The organism is Pseudoalteromonas atlantica (assembly GCA_007988745.1).
In the GTDB taxonomy this organism is placed as follows: Bacteria; Pseudomonadota; Gammaproteobacteria; order Enterobacterales; family Alteromonadaceae; genus Pseudoalteromonas; species Pseudoalteromonas atlantica.
In genome coordinates this window covers 1-19,772 of record BJUT01000043.1, presented here as the reverse complement: position 1 = coordinate 19,772, position 19,772 = coordinate 1, and the positions used below count along the sequence as shown (strand labels likewise).

General features: G+C 40.4%; 17 protein-coding genes. 11 read left to right on the top strand and 6 right to left on the bottom strand.

Features of this window, described 5'->3' with window-relative positions:
• Positions 1–7 precede the first annotated feature (7 nt).
• Positions 8–3,184 carry an amidohydrolase family protein gene (locus PAT01_RS15255; RefSeq protein WP_154945758.1) on the top strand — a complete coding sequence of 1,059 codons (3,177 nt, stop codon included), beginning with the start codon at positions 8–10 and terminating at the stop codon, positions 3,182–3,184.
• 140 nt (positions 3,185–3,324) lie between these two features.
• Here the strand turns inward: PAT01_RS15255 and PAT01_RS15250 are convergent, their stop codons facing one another.
• Positions 3,325–3,693 carry a hypothetical protein gene (locus tag PAT01_RS15250; protein ID WP_004588144.1) on the bottom strand — a complete coding sequence of 123 codons (369 nt, stop codon included), beginning with the start codon at positions 3,691–3,693 and terminating at the stop codon, positions 3,325–3,327.
• 150 nt (positions 3,694–3,843) lie between these two features.
• Here PAT01_RS15250 and PAT01_RS15245 point away from each other — a divergent pair, with 150 nt between their 5' ends.
• The gene (locus PAT01_RS15245; protein WP_154945756.1) at positions 3,844–4,596 is read left to right on the top strand and encodes a Nif3-like dinuclear metal center hexameric protein; all 753 of its coding nucleotides are present in this window, start codon (positions 3,844–3,846) and stop codon (positions 4,594–4,596) included.
• Between the two features lie 11 nt (positions 4,597–4,607).
• Here the strand turns inward: PAT01_RS15245 and PAT01_RS15240 are convergent, their stop codons facing one another.
• From PAT01_RS15240 to PAT01_RS15230, 3 genes are all read right to left on the bottom strand, one after another.
• A complete protein-coding gene (locus tag PAT01_RS15240) occupies positions 4,608–5,372 on the bottom strand; it encodes a YdcF family protein (RefSeq protein ID WP_318299760.1) in 765 nt (254 codons plus the stop codon).
• A gap of 51 nt (positions 5,373–5,423) precedes the next feature.
• On the bottom strand, positions 5,424–6,311 hold the full coding sequence (locus PAT01_RS15235) for a LysR substrate-binding domain-containing protein (protein WP_004588141.1): 888 nt from the start codon (positions 6,309–6,311) through the stop codon (positions 5,424–5,426).
• Positions 6,312–6,764: 453 nt separating this feature from the next.
• Positions 6,765–9,134 carry a bifunctional diguanylate cyclase/phosphodiesterase gene (locus PAT01_RS15230; protein ID WP_054983093.1) on the bottom strand — a complete coding sequence of 790 codons (2,370 nt, stop codon included), beginning with the start codon at positions 9,132–9,134 and terminating at the stop codon, positions 6,765–6,767.
• Positions 9,135–9,348: 214 nt separating this feature from the next.
• Between PAT01_RS15230 and pyrC the strand changes: the two genes are divergently transcribed.
• The 9 genes from pyrC to PAT01_RS15185 all read left to right on the top strand — a co-directional run bounded on the left by pyrC (position 9,349) and on the right by PAT01_RS15185 (position 18,009).
• A complete protein-coding gene (gene pyrC, locus PAT01_RS15225; protein ID WP_096041495.1) occupies positions 9,349–10,398 on the top strand; it encodes a dihydroorotase in 1,050 nt (349 codons plus the stop codon).
• Between the two features lie 464 nt (positions 10,399–10,862).
• Positions 10,863–11,066, top strand: coding sequence for a cold-shock protein (locus tag PAT01_RS15220; protein ID WP_004588138.1), 204 nt, complete (start codon positions 10,863–10,865; stop codon positions 11,064–11,066).
• 865 nt (positions 11,067–11,931) lie between these two features.
• Positions 11,932–12,702 (top strand): DUF3450 domain-containing protein, encoded by a 771-nt coding sequence (locus tag PAT01_RS15215; protein WP_004588137.1) that lies wholly within the window; start codon positions 11,932–11,934, stop codon positions 12,700–12,702.
• Between the two features lie 7 nt (positions 12,703–12,709).
• Entirely contained in the window at positions 12,710–14,074 is a 1,365-nt protein-coding gene (locus PAT01_RS15210) for a MotA/TolQ/ExbB proton channel family protein (RefSeq protein ID WP_004588136.1), read from the top strand.
• Positions 14,074–14,598 carry a MotA/TolQ/ExbB proton channel family protein gene (locus tag PAT01_RS15205; protein WP_004588135.1) on the top strand — a complete coding sequence of 175 codons (525 nt, stop codon included), beginning with the start codon at positions 14,074–14,076 and terminating at the stop codon, positions 14,596–14,598. The genes PAT01_RS15210 and PAT01_RS15205 overlap by 1 nt, the downstream gene beginning before the upstream one ends.
• A gap of 14 nt (positions 14,599–14,612) precedes the next feature.
• Positions 14,613–15,017 carry an ExbD/TolR family protein gene (locus PAT01_RS15200; protein WP_004588134.1) on the top strand — a complete coding sequence of 135 codons (405 nt, stop codon included), beginning with the start codon at positions 14,613–14,615 and terminating at the stop codon, positions 15,015–15,017.
• Entirely contained in the window at positions 15,017–15,631 is a 615-nt protein-coding gene (locus PAT01_RS15195; RefSeq protein ID WP_004588133.1) for an energy transducer TonB, read from the top strand. The genes PAT01_RS15200 and PAT01_RS15195 overlap by 1 nt, the downstream gene beginning before the upstream one ends.
• Positions 15,632–15,642: 11 nt before the next feature.
• Positions 15,643–16,902: a tetratricopeptide repeat protein gene (locus PAT01_RS15190; protein WP_154945753.1), complete on the top strand. Its 1,260-nt coding sequence runs from the start codon at positions 15,643–15,645 to the stop codon at positions 16,900–16,902.
• Between the two features lie 63 nt (positions 16,903–16,965).
• Positions 16,966–18,009 (top strand): hypothetical protein, encoded by a 1,044-nt coding sequence (locus PAT01_RS15185; RefSeq protein WP_138579579.1) that lies wholly within the window; start codon positions 16,966–16,968, stop codon positions 18,007–18,009.
• A gap of 4 nt (positions 18,010–18,013) precedes the next feature.
• Here the strand turns inward: PAT01_RS15185 and PAT01_RS15180 are convergent, their stop codons facing one another.
• Both PAT01_RS15180 and PAT01_RS15175 read right to left on the bottom strand, forming a co-directional pair.
• Positions 18,014–18,346, bottom strand: coding sequence for a TraR/DksA C4-type zinc finger protein (locus tag PAT01_RS15180; protein WP_096739417.1), 333 nt, complete (start codon positions 18,344–18,346; stop codon positions 18,014–18,016).
• Between the two features lie 57 nt (positions 18,347–18,403).
• Positions 18,404–19,384 carry a tRNA-dihydrouridine synthase gene (locus PAT01_RS15175; RefSeq protein WP_138579581.1) on the bottom strand — a complete coding sequence of 327 codons (981 nt, stop codon included), beginning with the start codon at positions 19,382–19,384 and terminating at the stop codon, positions 18,404–18,406.
• Between the last annotated feature and the right edge of the window lie 388 nt (positions 19,385–19,772).

Below are 19,772 nucleotides of genomic sequence, written 5' to 3'. Positions count from 1 at the left end.
GAAATGCATGAAAAAAATGCTTCACACTGCACTGGCTTTATCAGTCGCCCTTGCAATAGGTCAGCCGCACGCAAACGAAGAGCAAGAAAAGTGGCAGGTAGACTCACCAAAAGGTGAGTTTGTAGATGCAACCATTAGCACAGAGCAAGGCACATGGATGAACATTGATGTTAGTCCTGATGGCAACACGCTGGTGTTTGACTTACTTGGCGACATTTACACTATGCCTATAAGCGGAGGTGAAGCAACTAAACTCACCTCAGATATTGCTTGGCAAATGCAGCCTCGCTTTAGCCCCGATGGGAAACACATTGCGTTTACCTCAGATCAAGGCGGTGGTGATAATATTTGGGTTATGGACGTTGATGGTAGCAATCAACACGCTGTGACTAACGAAACCTTTAGACTTTTAAACAGCCCCGCATGGAGCCCTGATGGCGATTACCTTGTCGCACGCAAACACTTTACCGCTAGTCGATCACTAGGGGCTGGAGAAGTGTGGCTCTATCACAAAGCGGGTGGTAAAGGTGTTCAGCTTACTAAACGTGAGAACGACCAAAAAGACTTAGGTGAGCCAATGTTCTCACCAGATGGGCGCTATGTTTATTTTTCTCATGACGCGACGCCAGGTAAAACTTTTCACTACTCTAAAGATTCTGTTGCCGGTATTTATAAAATTAAGCGCTACGATAGAGAAACAGGCGAAATAGAAACCATAATACAAGGCATGGGCGGTGCAATAAGACCCACACCTTCACCTGATGGTAAAAAGCTTGCCTATATAAGACGTGATGACTTTCAAACAAGCTTGTACTTATACGACCTAACCAGTGGCGAGCACACCAAGCTTTATGGCAAGCTTGAACGCGATATGCAAGAAACCTGGGCTATTCATGGTGTGTATCCGACCATTGCGTGGACCCCAGATAACGAAGAACTGGTGTTTTGGGCTTCAGGTTCAATACATAAAATTGCTGTTGGTGATAAAGCTGTTGCGCGTGTTCCCTTTAAAGTAAACACCAGTAAAAAAATACAAACCGCGGTACGCTTTACTCAAAATTTAGATACCGATGAGTTTGATGTAAAAATGTTGCGCAACGTGCAGGTTAGCCCCGATGGTGAAACTGCGATTTTTGAAGCATTAGGTTATATTTATAAACGCGATTTAGACTCTGGTAAAATTAAGCGCTTAACCAAACAAACTGATCATTATGAGCTGTTCCCGCAGTACTCCCGCGATGGGAAAAAGATTGTTTACACCACCTGGAGTGATACTAAGCAAGGCACTGTACGCGTTGTCTCTGCCCGAAGCGGGCGCGGCGAGGCGATAACCCGCGAGCCGGGTAAATATGTTGAGCCTACTTTTAGTCCTGACGGCAAAACAATCGTTTATCGTAAAGCCACCGGCGGAAGTATTTTAAATCCTAAGTGGTCACTCAACCCAGGTATTTATAAAGTAAGCGCAAAAGGGGGAGAGAGCGAGCTTATTTCTAAAAGTGGTTATCAACCTCAGTTTGGTAGCGCCAATGACCGTGTATTTATCATGAGCCCTTGGCCTAAGCCTACCTTAAGTGTTGTGGAGCTTGAAACTAAAAACGTTCGTAAACTTTACGAATCAGAGCATGCGACTGAATTTCGAGTCTCACCAGATGGTAAATACTTAGCGTTTGCTGAGCGTTTTAAAGTATTTGTTACCCCGCTGGTAGAAAGCGGCTCACCTATCACAATAAGCCCTAAAGATAACCAGTTTCCTATTGAGCAGTTATCTGTGCGTGCGGGTGAAAATATAAGTTGGAGTGCTCAAAGTAACACTCTCTACTGGAGCTTAGGGCCCGAGCTATACCATGCAAGCCTTGATGGTATGTTTGCTATTGATAAAGCCGATGATGCCGACTTTAAAGTAAAAAGCGGTGATAATATTAGCTTTAGTAAAAAAATGGCTGCACCAAAGGGCATGATTGCGCTAAAGGGCGCCAACATTATTACCATGAAGGGTGAGCAAGTCATTGAAAATGGCGTCATTATCACAGACGGTAAACGCATAAAAGCAATAGGTACTGCTGATGAGGTAACGATCCCCAAAGGGGCTGAAATTATCGATGTAGCAGGTAAAACAATTATGCCAGGGATTGTTGATGCGCATGCCCATGGCTCACAAGCCAGCGATGAAATTATTCCTCAGCAAAACTGGAAAAACTATGCCGGTTTAGCGTTAGGTGTCACAACAATTCATGATCCATCAAACGATACCTCTGAAATATTTACCGCCAGTGAAATGCAAAAAGCCGGCATGATTGTCGGGCCACGTATTTTTTCTACCGGCACCATTTTATATGGAGCAAATATGCCTGGTTACACCTCGCATATTGATTCGCTAGATGATGCTAAATTTCATTTAGAGCGTCTTAAAAAGGTTGGGGCGTTTAGTGTTAAATCGTATAACCAGCCACGCCGTGAGCAGCGCCAACAAGTTATTGAAGCAGGGCGAGAGCTTGAGATGATGGTTGTGCCAGAGGGCGGCTCATTGCTACAACATAACTTAAGTATGGTTGTGGATGGGCATACGGGCATTGAACACTCAATTCCGGTTGAGCATATTTACGATGATATAAAACAATTATGGTCGCAAAGTGATGTTGGTTATACCCCAACGCTTGTTGTCGCCTATGGCGGAATTTGGGGAGAAAACTACTGGTACGATAAAACGGACGTGTGGAATCACCCGCGTTTAAGTAAGTTTGTGCCTAAAAATCAGCTGTTGCCACGTGCTATGCGCCGAGTAAAAGCGCCCGATCATCACTATAACCACTTTAATAACGCCCGCGTTGCTAAAGAGCTGCAAGATTTAGGTGTACTGGTAAATTTAGGTGCTCACGGACAACGCGAGGGCTTAGGTGCACATTGGGAAATGTGGATGTTTGCTCAAGGCGGTATGAGTTCACTTGAAGCAATTAGAGCCTCTACGCTTGACCCTGCTAAATACTTGGGGCTTGATAAAAATATAGGCTCGCTAGAAGTAGGTAAGCTTGCCGATTTAATTGTTATTGATGGCGATCCGCTGAAAAATATTCGCGATTCAGATAAAGTCGATTACACCATGATCAATGGGCGCTTATTTGATGCAAGCACAATGAACGAAGTGGGTAAAAAGCAGCGAAAACCACTTTATTTTGAAAAGCTATAATTGTAATACACGTTTAAAAAGCGGCTATTAGCCGCTTTTTTTAGCTCAAAATAAATTATTTAATAAAGCGAATCGATAGAAGGTGATAAACAAGCACAAAAAAACCGCTTAACGCGGCTTTTTTATTAATCACATGTTGTTTAAACAACACCGCGCGGTAAGCGACAGTCGTGATCTTTACTTGCAAGCTCAACAATCCAAAGCTCTTCAGCTGTGTAGCCGTCTTCGCTTTGTGTTACAACAGTAAACGGCGCTGTTTTTTGTGCTTTAACAGGCGCAGCAGCTTTAGTTTTAGTTTTTTTCGCAGGCGCTTTTTGCTCAGCTTGTGCAGGCGATTTGCCAGAGCTTAATTCTTTCGTTAGCTCTGCTACATCAGCTAGGCGTAAGTTTTTGCCACCATCGATGCTGTACCAGCCAGGTTTTGTAGTAATTTCAGGTTTTTTACCATTGGCAGCTTCATATGCAGCTTCAAAGGCAGATAAAACTTCTGTTTTGTCTAGTTTGCTCATCAGAGACCCTATACGTTGTGAACACAGATAAAGAAGCCGTATTTATACCTATTTTCCAACTGTTTTTCAATTTTTTGCGATTTTCCTTCCATTTTAGCCCCATAAACGCCAAAATTTGCACAAAATTCAGTGCTGAGTAAGGTAATAAGTATGCAACGTAGAGAATTTAACCAACTGTTAAACGACATTTTAAAGCCTCACACAATTAAAGATTTTTGTCCTAATGGGCTGCAAGTCGAAGGTAAAAATGAAATCAGAACGATTGTTACGGGGGTGACTGCAAGCCAAGCACTCATTGATGCAGCGATAGAAAAAAAAGCCGATGCTGTTTTGGTTCACCATGGTTATTTTTGGAAAGGTGAATCGCAACCTATTACAGGCATGAAAAAACGCCGTATTGGGGCTTTGTTAGCGCACGATATTAATTTATTTGCCTATCATTTACCGCTTGATATTCACTCTGTTATAGGTAACAACGCCCAGCTTGCTAATTTGCTCGATATTGAAATAGAGACAGGACTTGAACCCGTTACTAATAGCGTTGCTATGAAAGGACGGTTAAAAACTCCGCTTACAGGTAGCGAGTTTGCAAATAAAATAGCCAAAGTTTTAAACCGCGAGCCTTTAAGTAGTGTTGTACGCGATGAAAAAATTAACACCATTGCCCTGTGTACAGGAGGTGGGCAAGGTTATATCGATTTAGCAGCAGAGCAGGGGATTGATGCATACCTAACGGGTGAAGCCTCAGAGCAAACTATTCACAGCTCGCGAGAGCAAAATATAGACTTTTTTGCAGCAGGGCATCATGCAACCGAGCGTTACGGAATTAAAGCCCTTGGTGAGCTACTTGCCAAAGAACATGGTTTTGATGTGAGCTTTATAGATATAGATAACCCAGTATAAATTTATATATACTACAGCGCCTCTGGGTTTATCCAGCGGCGCATACTTATCCAAGCATTCCCAATCACTTCATGGGCATATTGCGTTACTACACGTAATGCCTCAGCATTTGGTATAAATTGTTTATACAAAGGTAAAGCCGCAAAATTGTGATAATCCGTAGCGGCAGGAATTACCTCAATGCCTTGGGCATTAAACAAGTTTATTGAGCGCGGCATATGTAGCACAGACGTAACCAGTGCAACCTTAAAATCAACGAGCTTAGGCGCGAGGAGTTTGGCTTCTGCGGCTGTATCCATTGCCTGTGGGTTTTGTTTTATGCGGTTTTTACTCACCCCTAAATTTATTGCTGTTTGGCTAATTAACGCGCTATTTGTTACTTTGCCATAGCCACCGCCAGATACGATAAGCGTTGTATTAGGGTATTTTTTTGCAAGCTTAACCCCTTCTACCAAGCGAGTAAGCGCACAATTTCCTAGCTGATTATTAGCGCTTAAAGCAGGATTAGGGTTTATGTCGCAACCCAGCACAACAATTTTATCAAGGGTTGGGTGTTTTAGTGCATTAAATGCCAATGACACGGGCTCATTGTTTTTAATCAGTTGATGCGCAGCAAACGGCGTACTTAATACTAAAAGCGCCAATAGACTTAAGCTTGCGATCACTAAAGCAGACCTACGTGCACGAAACGCCAAAACTAGCATTACAAACGCAAGTAAACCAAATAGCGGTAGCGGCATAATTAAGCCACCTAATAATTTTTTTAATTCAAACATAACAAGCAACATAAAACACAATAGGCCTTATGTTACTTATTCGTTTGTGATTTATCGACCGTTATTTTGCTTACAGGTATTTAAAAAATGGCGATAAACGGGGTTGTCTTTCATATCTTTTTTCATGGCTAGGTACATAGGGCGGGTTAGGCCTAGTGCTCCAAGCGGGATAGATTTAATTAAACCTTGGCTTTCGTAAGGTGTTACCAACCAATCAGGCAGCGCTGCTACACCCATTCCTGCACTCACGAGCTGAAAAATTAATAAGCCTTGGTCTACATTTTTTAAGGTGCCGTCAAAGCGGGCATTTTGAATAAAGTGTTTAAATATATCTTGTCGCTCGCGCGGAATAGGATACGAAATAATGGTTTCGTTTTTTAAATCAAGCGCCGTTACATATGCTTTTTTAGCTAGGTCGTGATCAGGGGCGACGATAAGCTTTAATTTAAAATCAAATAAGTGAGCGTATTCAAGTTTATCAGGATCGCGTATATCTGAGGTCAATACTAAGTCGAGCTCATCGTTGAGTAAATCTGGTATAGCGTCGTAGCTAAAGCCGCGTTCGTAGTCAATTTTAATATCTGGCCAAAAATTATTAAATTCTTTAATAGTAGGAAGCAGCCAATGAAAACACGCATGGCATTCAACACTTAAGCGCAGTTGGGAAATAGGTTGATTAAGGCTTTCTTTTAAACGGCACTTAGTGGCTTCTACTTTAGGTAAAACTTCGTTGGCAAGTTCGAGTAATAGCATTCCTTGTGGCGTAAAGCGCACAGGCTGCGTTTTTCTTTCAAATAATTGGCAGTCTAATTTGTTTTCTAAGTCTTTAATTTGATGAGATAAAGCTGATTGCGTTAAAAATAATTCGCGGGCTGTATTAACTAACGATCCGGTGTCTTTTAATGTCGCAATAGTTTTAAGGTGTTTTATATCAATCATCTTTAATAATTCTCAAGGGAAAAGTGAGTTTGGCTCAGATTGACTACATACTACGCCTTTACAAAAAACGTTTCAACGTCTAGATGGCTAAAATAATCTATTATTTACTAAAATATGCCCTTAAAGTTAAATTAACTAATGTGGGTACTTTGGTTGCTACTGGTTTGATGAGTTTGGCATGAGTTTAGCTCAAGTTGTTTTGTTGGGTTATGCAGCGGCTGTTTAAAGCGCATTATGGGCAGGGCAGCTTAATAAATGGCACTGGTTTTTAAGAGGGATAAGTAATTATCACAACGCGCAATAACAGGTCTGTTTTTAATGGGCTAAAGCTTAAACAGCAACAACATGTTTTTATTACTTCAAAACTGAGCGCTTAAATAAATGAATGGGTATTACGGGGCTTACTTTTTATATCTTTTGGTTGTGAAAAAGTAAGCCTTTGGATAACAGCTACTACAGCGGTTTATGGATAAGTTTAATGGCGTGTTGTGCTGTAACTGGTTTTGACTTTAAAAAGCCTTGCCCGTAATTACATTGAGTGGCTTGTAAAATATTTAGTTGCTCTTGGGTTTCGATTCCCTCAGCCACAACTTCAAAGTTTAGTGATTGCGCTAATGAGAGAATGGCCTCTACTAATGGGTTATTGGTTTTGTTGAGGTGATCGATAAAGCTTTTATCTATTTTTAAAATATGAATAGGTAATTGGTGTAAGTAACCAAGTGCTGAGTATCCAGTACCAAAGTCATCCAAGCATAACTTCACTTTAAGTGGGGCAAGCCCTTCTATTATTTGGGTTGCTAAATCAAGGTTAGCAATAAGCCCTGATTCAGTGATTTCTAAACACAACGACCCTAAAGGCAGTTGGTATTTATTATACAATGCGTGAACTTGGGCAACAAAGTCGAGACTGGCAAAATGACGCGATGACACATTGACCGTTACTTTTAAAAAGCGATGCCCTAATGTGTGCCAGTGCGCAATATGTTGGGCTGCGAGGTCAAGCAAGTGCAAATCGAGGTTAATAATTTGCCCAGTGGTTTCGGCTATCGGAATAAACTCATTTGGTGGCACAAACCCTTTTTTAGGATGGTGCCATCTTACTAGTGCCTCAAAGCCGACAACTTCGCTTGTCGCTATAGTAAAAATAGGCTGAAAATAAAGCTCAAATTCGTTGTGTTCAATGCCGTGTTGTAAGTCGTTTTCTATATCGGCATGTGTTTTGAGCTTTTTACGCATGGTGTTATTAAAAAACTTAACTTGGCCACGCCCGCTTGACTTAGCTTCGTACATAGCGGCATCGGCTTGCTGTAATAGCAAATAGGCTTTATCGTCGCTGCTTTCACTAAAGGCGATGCCAATGCTGGTTGATGCTTGCAATAAATGACTATCCACATTAAGTGGCTTAGCAAGGGCTGTGTTTATTCGTTTTAGCGCTTCGCTAACCTGGTTTCGGTGTGTGATGTTTTCCATAAAAATAGCAAATTCGTCGCCACCAAGTCGTGCAAACGTATCAGTGTTTCTGACGGTGCCTTTTATGAGCTCACAAATTTTAATTAAAAAATGATCGCCAACCTCATGCCCAAGCGAATCATTGATACTTTTAAATCGATCAAAATCTAAATAAAGCAAGGCATGGCTCGTGCCTTTTTTAACACGCGACAAACGCAAAATTGCATGTTTAATACGCTCAATAAGTAACGAGCGATTAGCGAGGCCTGTAAGCTCATCATGCAATGCTTTGTGTTCAAGCTCTTGCCTTGCAAGCTGCCTATCTATCGCCATACTAATTTGCCTACTTACGTAGGTTAAAAGGGCGCTGTCGTGTTCGTTGTAATGCAGCTTTTTATCGTAACTTTGAACAACAATTACACCGCTTATTCTATCATTTGCTTTAAAAGGCACACCTAGCCAGGATTCAGAAAGACGGCCTACAAGTTTAAAGTCGCCGTTATTTATATGTTGCTGATAATCGTTTTGATTTAATAGCAGTACACGGTCTGATTTTAGTAAGTAATACGAAGCTGTATCTTTTAATTGCTCTTTTGATATTTTTTTGTGTGCGTGCGTTTGAATGCCTTCTTCAACGATGTAAACCAAATCGAGTATGTCTACTTGCTTATCGTAAAGGGCAATAAAAAAGTTATCTGCAGGAAGTAAGCTATTTATTATGCTGTGAAGAGCTTCAAAAAAGGTATCTAGGTTACTGGCTTTATACGTTAAATTAGCGATTTGCAGTAAGCTGTTTTCAAGCTTTTGCGCATCATTTAACTGTTTTACTGTGTGCGTTAAGCTATTGACCGTGTTTACTTGGTTTAGCTTAGCACTTAATAAATGCGCAACCGTGGTTAATATTTCTAGATGGGCGTTTGTGAAGTAGTTTTTTATTGGATGTTCACAATCAATAACCCCTAAAACATGATCCTTGTATATAAGTGGCACACATAACTCTGATTGAGCAGGGCGTTCATCAGCAATGTAGCGAGGGTCTTGCGTAACATCGCCAATAATAATAGCTGTGCCTGTACGGGCGACATAACCGGTTATACCTTCGTTAAAGCCAATAATTTTACGCTCTGCTTGGTATTCGTCTCTGGCGTGGGTTATGCCCATAGAAGCGACTTGATTTAGCTGTAAACGTGTTTCATCAGCTAGGTAAATAACACAATCAACAAACCCAAGGCGGTTTACTACTTGAGTGGTTACATACTCAAATAACTCTTCTAGGGTATCGAGCTGTAATAAGCTTGAGGAAAACTGATTTATTATGCTCAGTTGTTCAGTTTTAACTTCGAGCGCTTTATAGGTATCGATATGATTCGACATAGGGTAATTTTATTCTTTTTATTTGTATTAGCACTGATAAGTTAACCCAAATTTAAAGCATGTTCAAAATAAAACGCTTAAACGAGTGTAATCGTCGTTAAACTTAAACCCAATAGTATTTTGCAGCACTCATAGAGGGGAATAGTTTAGATAACACTTTACTAGGTCTTTCCATATGCCTATGATCGGATAAATTCAGCCGTGGAAAAAAGTAATGAGCATTAATACCGATTCAAAAAACACATTAACCATAACTCGTCCTGATGATTGGCATGTCCATTTACGTGATGGTGAGCAACTTAAAGATACAGTACGCGATATTAGCCGCTACATGGGCCGCGCCATCATAATGCCAAACCTTGTACCGCCAGCAACGAGCACTGATTTAGCGCTAGCTTATCGAGAGCGAATTATGGCAGCGGGGCCGCAGGGCAACTTTGAACCCTTAATGGTGCTTTACCTAACCGATAAAACCACACCTGAAGAAATTAAAAAAGCCAAAGCAACGGGTAAAATTGTTGCTGCCAAGTTGTACCCAGCAGGGGCAACCACTAACTCAGATTCAGGGGTTACATCAGTAAAGAATATTTACCCTGTATTTGAAGCGATGCAAGACGTGGGCATGCTGTTATTAGTGCATGGTGAGGTGACTGATTCGTCAATAGATATTTTTGACCGTGAAAAAGTATTTTTAGAGACGATTTTAGGCGATGTTGTCGCTGATTTTCCAAATCTGAAAATAGTGCTTGAACACATTACGACAAAAGACGCTGTTGATTTTGTGACAGCCGCACCGCAAAATGTGGCGGCAACCATTACCGCGCATCACTTATTGTACAACCGTAACCACATGTTAGCTGGTGGCATACGCCCGCATTATTACTGTTTACCTATTTTAAAGCGCAATATTCACCAACAAGCATTAATGGCGGCAGCTATAAGTGGAAATAAAAAGTTCTTTTTAGGGACTGACTCAGCACCACATTATAAAGATAAAAAGGAAGCGGCATGCGGTTGTGCTGGCGCCTATACAGCACATGCTGCGATTGAACTTTACGCCGAAGCCTTTGAAGAAGCAGGCGCACTGGACAAACTAGAGGGCTTTGCAAGCCATTTTGGGCCTGACTTTTACGGACTTGCCCGTAACACCGATACAATTACCCTAGAGAAAAGCCCTTGGCAAGTTCCCGCAAGTTACACACTTGGTGACTCACAAGTTGTGCCTATTAAAGCAGAAGCTACTATTGACTGGCAGGTTAAGTAAAGTGCATTAAATTAGCATTGTATTAAAGCCGTATAGCTTGCTGTACGGCTTTTTATTCGCTTGAAATTCAATCTTTACCTGAGATTTAACGCTCTTTACGAGGGGCTTTATTTGTAAAGCTAAGCCGTTATACATGATTTGTTACAATTAGGAGCAACAAAGTTGCCGTTTTTTGTTCAATTTTAGCTTTAAAAATAACCGCTTACATATAATGCTTTATTTATTTTTGTTCTGAGTAAATAAATCTTAATTAATAGAGCCAAAAAAAAATTAATGTGTTAACCTTAACTTGCTTTGAGTTTTTGCGTATTGAATTTACGGATATTGTGCTGCGTTTAAGGTTACCGGTTAGGTTAAAACTTGTTCCTGTACTATACCTCCAGAATTTTGGGCACTGACTCAGGGAGGATATAGCCATAATAATATGGCTGAATTTTAATTATTGACTTACAGGAAAATTTAGTATGTCGGTTACTGGTAAAGTAAAATTTTTCAACGAAGCTAAAGGCTTTGGTTTCATTGAACAAGAAAATGGTCCTGACGTGTTTGTACATTTCAGCGCAATCACTGGTTCTGGTTTTCGCACTCTTAGCGAAGGTCAAGCAGTGACTTTCAGCATCAAACAAGGTCAAAAAGGCCCTGAAGCTGAGAACGTAGAAGTAGCATAATTTTAATTATGTGAACCTTAGTTCATCTTGGTGAAGCAGTTTTCTGTTTCACCATAATTCCTCAAAATCTTCCTCATTGTTTTTATACTCTCTAATATTGCTTGTTCACTCTCTAATACAGTCAAACGTTAAAATTTACTTCTCGCTATAGCTTCAAACACGTTTAACATATTTGCCATTTAAATAGTTAAAAACCCTATTTAATAGCAACGCCGCTTCAATACACTAACAGCTCATAATCTGCATACTTTCACCAAGGTTAAACAATACATTTACCACACGCATAGTGTGTATTAAAAAACCGTGTAATTAACTGAGTGTTTTACTGGCATTAATAAGGCTTAACTTGGCCTTAGCAAAGTTAAAGCCATTAACTTAAATGCAGTAATATTTATACATCATCTCAAAACCACTTTCGAATTGTTGTATTTTTATACGATGAAGCGCAGGATTTGTAAGTTAAGATGTGTTTTTAGCCTAATTTAACCAAATCTAGTTCATCAAATTGTCACATTTTTATTATTTTTGTTTTTTTTTAAGGTGTAATTCAGTTTTGTTTAGATGTTGCATTTTTGTTTCATGTAAGTGTCTAATTTTTAACTAGTGTTTAATTTTAAAGGGGCTATATAATGCTAAAATGGCTTAATGCTGGTTGCATTTATGTTAACAGTATTTTTTGTAATACTTTAGTTTTAGCTTTTTCAAGGTATTTATTTACTTAGAATAGCTAACATCAAGTTGACAGGGCGTATTGCATTTAGCATTATTGGAGGGTTGATATCTATTAAAAGATATCAGGGTTGTCATCCTTAATAAGGTTGATAATTAAATTATAAAAGTAACATTACTTAATTGGTTGGGAACTATGTCTGTTAAAATCAGAAAGAGTCTTGTAGCATCTGCGTTGGTTGGCGCTTTTGCATTTGCAAGCAGCAATGTGATTGCAGATCCTTTGAATGACGTGCAAAAAGCAGGTCAGCAAATTCAAAAGGCTGCTGTTAAGTCTCAAACTAAAATTGACAACGTATACGGTCAAACTCAAGAGCTAATCGCTGAGTACCGTAGTATTGTTGATGAGACTGAACTTATGAAAGTGTACAACGATCACGTAGCACGTTTGGTCGCTGACCAAAATGCGTCAATCGAATCGTTTGACCGTCAAATCGCTACTATCGACAACACTAAACAAAACGTTGTGCCTTTGATGTATCGCATGATCGATACGCTTGAGCAATTCATCAAAGCGGACGTTCCGTTCAATCTTGATTCTCGTCTTGCTCGTGTAGAAAGACTTCGTGAAATCATGGCTTCTGCGTCTGTAACGACGTCTGAGAAATTCCGCCAAGTTCTTGAAGCATACACAGTTGAAACTGCTTACAGCTCGGCTGTAACTGCTTCTCAAGGTACTTTAGAAGTTGATGGTAAAAACATTAACGTTGATATCGGTCGTTTAGGTCGTATCACTTACGTAGCACAATCTTTTGACTTAAAACACGCTTGGGTGTGGGACAACAACACTAAAGAGTGGAAAGAATTAGGTGAAGAATACCTAAAACCAGTTAAAGAAGTGATTCGTATGGCGCGTAAGCAAGCGACACTAGAACTTGTTAAACTACCAATCTTTGGCGCGGAGTAATCGAATAATGAAGAAACTATTTAAAGGTTTTGCTGTTGCAGCAGTACTATCTGTTTCTGCAGGTACCGCGCTTAATGCACATGCAAATACTGATGCTTTAGATAAAATTCTTGAGCAAGTAAAGCAAGAACGTATCTCTGAAGGTAAAATCAATAAGCAACGTGAGCAAGAGTTCTTATCAGAACGTGCTGACAAGCAAGCATTACTTAACAAAGCAAAAAGCCAATTAGCGTCTGAAAAAGCACGCGGTGACAGCTTAGCTAAGCAATATGCACAAAACGAAAATACATTAGCTGAAAAAGAGCAAGCGCTTCAAAACGCACAAGGTACTCTTGGTGAAATGTTTGGTGTTGTACGTCGTGCAGCGCAAGACGCTATCGGTTCTATCGAAGCTTCACTAGTAAGTGCTGAAAAGCCAGGCCGTGCAGAAGTACTTCGTTCATTAGCAGCTGCTAAAGAGCTTCCAACAGTTCGTGAACTTGAAGAACTTTGGATTGCACTTCAAACAGAAATGACTGAGTCAGCAAAAGTTTCTACTTTTGAAACTGAAGTGTCAGGTCTTGACGGCAACTCTACAGTTAAGCAAGTAACACGTATTGGTAACTTTAACTTAGTTACTGACGAAGGTTACTTAATCTACTCGCCAGAGACAAAATCTATTCAGCCTTTAGGTAAACAACCTGATAGCTACATTTTAGATGGTATCTCTGCTCTTGAAGGTACTTCTTCTGACAACTACGCTGGCGTATACATTGACCCGACTCGTGGTGCAATCTTACGTATCAACACGCAGAAGAAAACGCTTATGGAATACTACGAGCAAGGTGCTGAAGTTGGTTACATCATCACAGTTTTATTAGCTGTTGGTCTACTAATCTTCTTAGTACGTTTCGTTGACTTAGCGCTTACTACTTCTAAGATCAAGTCTCAGCTTAAAAACTTGTCTACACCGAATACAAACAACCCACTGGGTCGTATTCTTAAAGTGTACCATGACAACAAGAGCCAAGACGTTGAAAACCTTGAGCTTAAACTTGATGAAGCTATCTTACGTGAAACGCCACGTGTTGAAGCTGGTATTAACATCATCAAGATTCTTGCTGCAATCGCACCGTTACTTGGTCTACTAGGTACAGTAATCGGTATGATCTTAACGTTCCAAACAATCACATTGTTCGGTACGGGCGATCCGAAGATCATGGCTGGTAACATCTCTCTAGCTCTTGTAACTACAGCGCTAGGTCTAATTGCTGCACTACCACTTATCCTACTTCATTCAATTGTTGCAGGTCGTAGTAAGTCAGTATTACATATCCTTGATGAGCAAAGCGCAGGTATCGTTGCTACTCACGCGGAGAAGGAGAAAGCCTAATGCTAGTCCTGATGGAGATATGGGAATCTATCAGGGATTTTGTTGGCACAGGCGGCCAGGTATTATACGTGGTCGCGATAGCACTCTTTCTTATGTGGGTTTTAATGATTGAGCGCTATTGGTTCCTACTTGCTGAATTTCCTCGTTTAACGAAGGATATTGTAGCGAAGTGGGATGCCCGCCAAGACACTACGTCTTGGTACGCACACAGAATCCGTGAAGCATGGATTTCTGAAGCGTCTGAAAAATTAGATCAGCGTATGTTGTTGATTAAAACATTAGTAGCTGTTTGTCCTTTAATAGGCTTACTTGGAACTGTAACGGGTATGATCGCGGTTTTCGAAACCATGGCAACCCAAGGTACTGGTAATGCACGTTTAATGGCATCAGGTATTTCAATGGCAACAATCCCAACAATGGCTGGAATGGTTGCGGCACTATCTGGAGTTTTCTTTAGCTCACGCCTTGAGGCAAGAGCGAGAATGGTGAAAGCCAAACTTGTAGATAGCATGCCTCATCACTAGAGAGAGAATTAAATATGGCACGTAAACAACGTTTTCGTGAAGAAGAAGAAGCAGCGGTAGATATGACGCCAATGCTTGACATCGTATTTATCATGCTTATTTTCTTTATCGTAACTACATCGTTCGTTAAAGAGGCTGGTATCGAGGTCAATAAACCTAAAGCGGCCCAAGCTACGAAGCAAAAAAATGCTAACATTTTTGTTGCTATTCGCAGTGATGGTGCTATCTGGATTGATAAACAGCAAGTTGATGTTGAACGTGTTTCAGCAAAAATCGAAAGTTTATTAGCAGAACAACCTACTGATGTTGTGATTTTGCAAGCTGATAAAGAAGCAAAGCACGGCGTAGTGGTTAAAGTTATGGACCAGATCAAAGCGACAGGTGACAACCTGAGAATTTCAATAGCTGGAGATCAGTAATGATTCGTTTTCTGTTTTCACTGATTGCAGGTGGGGCAGTTACTTTCGGCTTGTTCTACTTCATGGCTTACCTCATCTCTGGTGGGGCTGACCGTAATACTGAACAAAAAGAGCAGATCATAGTCGAAATAATGACGAATCCGCCTGAATCTAAGGTGCAGGAGAGGAAGCGTGTTCCGCCTCCGCCTCCGCCACCGCCAAAGCAGCCGCCTAAACCGCAGCCGCCACAGCCGGAGAATAACAATCCTAATCCTGGTGCTATGTCATTTAACATGGGTAGCATTGATGTAGGAAGTTCGGCTGGTGGACTAAGTGGTCCAGGTGCATTTGGACGAGATGGTGATGCGACACCTATCGTTCGTATTGAACCAAAATATCCAACGCAAGCAGCGCGTGATGGTAAAGAAGGTTGGGTACAACTTTCGTTCACAATTGATGAGTTAGGTGGCGTGACTGACGTTCAAGTTATTGACGCAGAACCAAAACGTATCTTTGACCGTGAAGCTAAACGTGCCTTACGCAAGTGGAAATACCGTCCTAAAATTATTGACGGTAAACCACAAAAACAAGTTGGTTTACAAGTTCAACTAGACTTTAAACTTAACCAAGGCTAAGGAGGCGAGTAATGAGAAATTTATCTAAAGTAACTGCTCTTGCAATTCTTATGTCTGTGTCAGGTGCAGCTATAACTGCACCTGTATTAGCAGCGCCGGATTACGCTAAAATTGAAGAGCGTAAAAAAGCCAAGACTAAAATCATGGGCGAGCGTACTGGTAAAAAGGTAATTAAAGCGTTTGACTTGTACAATGAAGACAAAATTGATGAAGCAATTGCTTTGTTAAAAGAGATTGACGCATCTAACGACTTCGATAAAGCGACTGTAAATCGTTACTTAGGTAGCATGTACGCGCAAAAAGAGAAGTACGATGAAGCGATTAAATACTCTAGACAAGCTGTTGCCCCTGATATTTTAAACTTCTCAGATCACGAGCAAACTTTAAAGCTATTAGGTGATTTATACGCAGGTACTGAAAAGTTCCAAGAAGCCAAAAAAGCTTATACAGCTTGGATGGACTTCACCGGCGAAGAAGACCCTAAAGTTTATACTCGTATTGCGCAAGCTAACTATCAGTTAGGTCAGTTTCGTGATGTTTTTAAACCTGCCGACAAGGCAATCTCTTTACAAAAGGAGCCTAACAAGGCCCCTTACCAATTAAAATTAGGTTCTTACTTTGAACTTAAAGATTACGCCAACATGGTGAAAATTGGTGAAGAGATTGTACGAGTTTGGCCAGATGACAAAAAAGCCTGGGTTAGTTTAGGTAAATACTACCTACAAACCGAAGACTACTCTAAAGGTCTAGCGACCATGGAAGTAGCATTCAAAAATGGCTATTTTGAAGCGGAAGTAGATTACAAAGTACTTTCTAACTTTTATTCTTTAAACGAAATTCCATTTAAAGCGGCTAAAACCCTTGAAAATGCGATTAAAGAAGACAAAGTTAAGCGTACTAAGCAAAATGTTAACGCAATTGCTAGTAACTACCACCGTTCTAAAGACATCGAAAAAGCTGCTAAGTACTACGAAGAAGCTGCTAAATTTGACGACGATGCAGAGCTTTACCGCAAAGCAGGATCGTTACTTTTACAATCTGAGAACTTTAGTGCTGCTGTTGTTCGTTTGAACAAAGCGTTAGAGCTTGGCTCTGACAAAAAAGGCACCATTTATTCAGACTTAGCTGAAGCGTACTACTACCAAGCTAAATACAAGCAAGCTTATGCTGCTATTACTAAAGCAATGGACGACCCACGCACACGTAAGTTTGCTAAAGGTTGGTCTACATTTATTAAAGATAAAGCCGCTCGCAACGGTGTTAAAATTTAACTTTAATTTGTTTTAGCAATTATATAAAAAGCCCCTTTGGGGCTTTTTTTATTGGAATTTATAATGAATAAAACGCATCTTTTGTCTGTCCTATTTAGTCTGTTTTTGGTTGCTTGTTCAAAACAACCACCGCCTTTTGAATCTTATGATGCTGCGCAGCAGAGTATTAAAAGTTTAAATACGGCGCTAAAGCCTGTGGGCACTGCAAGTGTATCCACTGAACAAGTACTGCCTTTTTCCTCAGCGTATTTATCGCTTCGTCATCAGATGTATCAGCGCCTACAAACAATGACTCTTTCAAACGCGCAAACACAGCAGCTAAATTACTTAATTATTGCTGAGCGTTTTCCTGAGCGCTTTTTCAGCTGGCCTGCACAGGTCAATGTGTTAGATAACTTTTTATCAGCGCAAATGCAAAGTACTATGGCTAACGAGGTAATTGAGTGGCTTAAGTACACTCAAGATCAATTAGATAGTGCGCTGCAAAGCAATTTGAGATTAAACAAGGTTGAATTAAACCTCCTGCAGGGTTACTTACAAACGTCATTATTAAAACAATCTAGCGTAAACGATTTAAAAGCCCAGATTGCAGAGTTTAATGATTACTTGGCCCAATACAAACCAAGGGGAAGCATTGGCTTACGTGGACTTGCTAATGGCAGTGAATGGTATCAAAGTAAACTAAATTACTTCAGTGGGGCAGTTAAGTCGCCTTTGCAATGGGTTGATACTATTAATCAGCATCTTCAAATTGACTCGCATACTGCGCCTAATTTGAGCTATAACGAGCATCATAGTACTTCGTTTATTAGCCAATACTTAAGCAAGGCGCCAAAAGTAAAAGGGATTGATTGGCAAACTGATTACATGCTGTTGCCCGCTATGGCTAAAAATAGCCAGCTAAGCCCAGAAGATAAAAGGCTAATGCTTGCGCTAATGGAAACCGATGTGGGCATACATTACCATGCATGGACTTTATCTCAGGCAAAAGTGAACTTAGTAAAACGATTAGCTATTTCACAGCGCGATGCGCAGTATTTAGTTGAAGATAGTGTGCTTTACCCTGGCCACGCTTTTAGTTTTGCCGAGCAACTATTAACACTTTAAGCGCTTATGTGCGCTTAGCGCACATTTCACAACGTTGTGTTGCAGGGTCTTGTTTAAGTAACTGCTCAGAAATTGCTTCTTCACAATCGCAGCAATAGCCGTATTGACCAATATCAATTTGGCTTATTGCCGCTTCTAATTCTGTCAGCCTATTAACTAAAGTTTGATATTCAGGACCTAAGTGGTAGGTGGCAGTGTCAAGCCATTCGTTATGCTGGCTAGTTAATATAACGTCACGTAGCTTAAGATGGGCAGGGTGTGCAGATTGGCTCAGCATCGCTAATATTACTGATTTAACGTGTGCTATTTCACTGTGCAGCTGTTGCTGATAAAGCATATTGGTATAACCTTCATTTAGCGTTTCGTTATACCGGTATTATCTGAGCTGCGCTGCTTATACGCTATGATTTGAATCAAGTTGCGGAGACTTAGCGTATTTTTTTAAAACCTGTGCTACATCACCTTTTACTTTAAGACGTCTTATTTCATCAAAAAGTGCATTAGCTTGTGGGTATTGGCGTTTTAGATAACCCAGCCATTGTTTAGTACGAGAGGCAAAATATTTTTCATCTTGTGTGGGGTCTTGATGAATAGCAGAGTGAATCAAATGATAAATTATATGTTCCCACTCTAGGCCATTATATTGTTCATTATTAACATGAGCTTTAATTTTTTTCGCTAAATCAGGGTGAGAAAGCGCACCGCGCCCTAGCATTAAATCGCTACACTGGCTTCGGGATTGGCAAAGTAGGGCATCTTCCACTTGCCAAATTTCACCGTTGGCAACCACGGCTATGTTTTTACCTTTTATTAGCGGGGGGATTTTTTCCCAGTATGCAGGTGGGTTATAACCATCACGCTTAGTACGGGCATGTATTGCAATACTATCTGCACCTGCGCTTACAACTGCATCTACAATTTCTTGGCTATTGCTATCATCATCAAAGCCCAAGCGTATTTTAGCGCTTACTTGATGTTTACTATCGACCGCATCCCTTACCGCTTTGATTATGTTATACATATGATCAGGGTCTTTTAGCAGTACAGCGCCCCCGCGGCTTTTATTTACCGTTTTTGCAGGGCAGCCAAAATTAAGATCTATACCGTGGGAGCCTAATTCGATAGCTCTAACCGCATTTTCTGCTAATACGTCGGCCACTTGCCCTAATAACTGTACGCGCACAGGAGTACCGGCTTTGGTTAAACCGTTATTATTGAGCTCAGGGCAATAGCGATGAAACACTTTAGCCGGTAAACATTTATCAATTACTCTAACAAATTCTGTTACGCATAGGTCAAAGCCACCAATATTGGTAAGAAGTTGGCGCATTTTAAAATCAACAACACCTTCCATAGGCGCTAAAACAAGTTTCATAGAGTATTTTTATTGAAAAAACGGGTGCGTAGTGTACCTGCAAAGTATGGTTTGATAAAACTTAAATTACTGCCCATATTTGTTTGTATAAATTTAAAAGTAAAAAAAATGAAAATAAATGAAAGTTTTTATTTGATAGCGGGTCTATTTAATTATACAAGCAACGCATAATTGACAATAATTAGTTTGCGTTATCTTAATACACACTTATATAAGAGAGTCATACAATGAATACAGTAAAGAAAAACTCAATCGCGTTAACCTTAGGTGCAGTAGTTGTTGGCTCTGCAAGTTTTGCCTCTGCAGATGCACAAGCAAACCCATTTGAATTTCAACAGCTAGTAAGCGGATACCAGCTTGATGCGGCAGAAGGTAAGTGCGGTGAAGG

Bases quoted from the DNA above. Each gene is read 5' to 3' on its own strand.
- PAT01_RS15255 (WP_154945758.1), top strand. From the start codon at position 8: ATGAAAAAAATGCTTCACACTGCACTGGCTTTATCAGTCGCCCTTGCA.
- PAT01_RS15250 (WP_004588144.1), bottom strand. From the start codon at position 3,693: ATGAGCAAACTAGACAAAACAGAAGTTTTATCTGCCTTTGAAGCTGCA.
- PAT01_RS15245 (WP_154945756.1), top strand. From the start codon at position 3,844: ATGCAACGTAGAGAATTTAACCAACTGTTAAACGACATTTTAAAGCCT.
- PAT01_RS15240 (WP_318299760.1), bottom strand. From the start codon at position 5,372: ATGTTTGAATTAAAAAAATTATTAGGTGGCTTAATTATGCCGCTACCG.
- PAT01_RS15235 (WP_004588141.1), bottom strand. From the start codon at position 6,311: ATGATTGATATAAAACACCTTAAAACTATTGCGACATTAAAAGACACC.
- PAT01_RS15230 (WP_054983093.1), bottom strand. From the start codon at position 9,134: ATGTCGAATCATATCGATACCTATAAAGCGCTCGAAGTTAAAACTGAA.
- pyrC (WP_096041495.1), top strand. From the start codon at position 9,349: ATGAGCATTAATACCGATTCAAAAAACACATTAACCATAACTCGTCCT.
- PAT01_RS15220 (WP_004588138.1), top strand. From the start codon at position 10,863: ATGTCGGTTACTGGTAAAGTAAAATTTTTCAACGAAGCTAAAGGCTTT.
- PAT01_RS15215 (WP_004588137.1), top strand. From the start codon at position 11,932: ATGTCTGTTAAAATCAGAAAGAGTCTTGTAGCATCTGCGTTGGTTGGC.
- PAT01_RS15210 (WP_004588136.1), top strand. From the start codon at position 12,710: ATGAAGAAACTATTTAAAGGTTTTGCTGTTGCAGCAGTACTATCTGTT.
- PAT01_RS15205 (WP_004588135.1), top strand. From the start codon at position 14,074: ATGCTAGTCCTGATGGAGATATGGGAATCTATCAGGGATTTTGTTGGC.
- PAT01_RS15200 (WP_004588134.1), top strand. From the start codon at position 14,613: ATGGCACGTAAACAACGTTTTCGTGAAGAAGAAGAAGCAGCGGTAGAT.
- PAT01_RS15195 (WP_004588133.1), top strand. From the start codon at position 15,017: ATGATTCGTTTTCTGTTTTCACTGATTGCAGGTGGGGCAGTTACTTTC.
- PAT01_RS15190 (WP_154945753.1), top strand. From the start codon at position 15,643: ATGAGAAATTTATCTAAAGTAACTGCTCTTGCAATTCTTATGTCTGTG.
- PAT01_RS15185 (WP_138579579.1), top strand. From the start codon at position 16,966: ATGAATAAAACGCATCTTTTGTCTGTCCTATTTAGTCTGTTTTTGGTT.
- PAT01_RS15180 (WP_096739417.1), bottom strand. From the start codon at position 18,346: ATGCTTTATCAGCAACAGCTGCACAGTGAAATAGCACACGTTAAATCA.
- PAT01_RS15175 (WP_138579581.1), bottom strand. From the start codon at position 19,384: ATGAAACTTGTTTTAGCGCCTATGGAAGGTGTTGTTGATTTTAAAATG.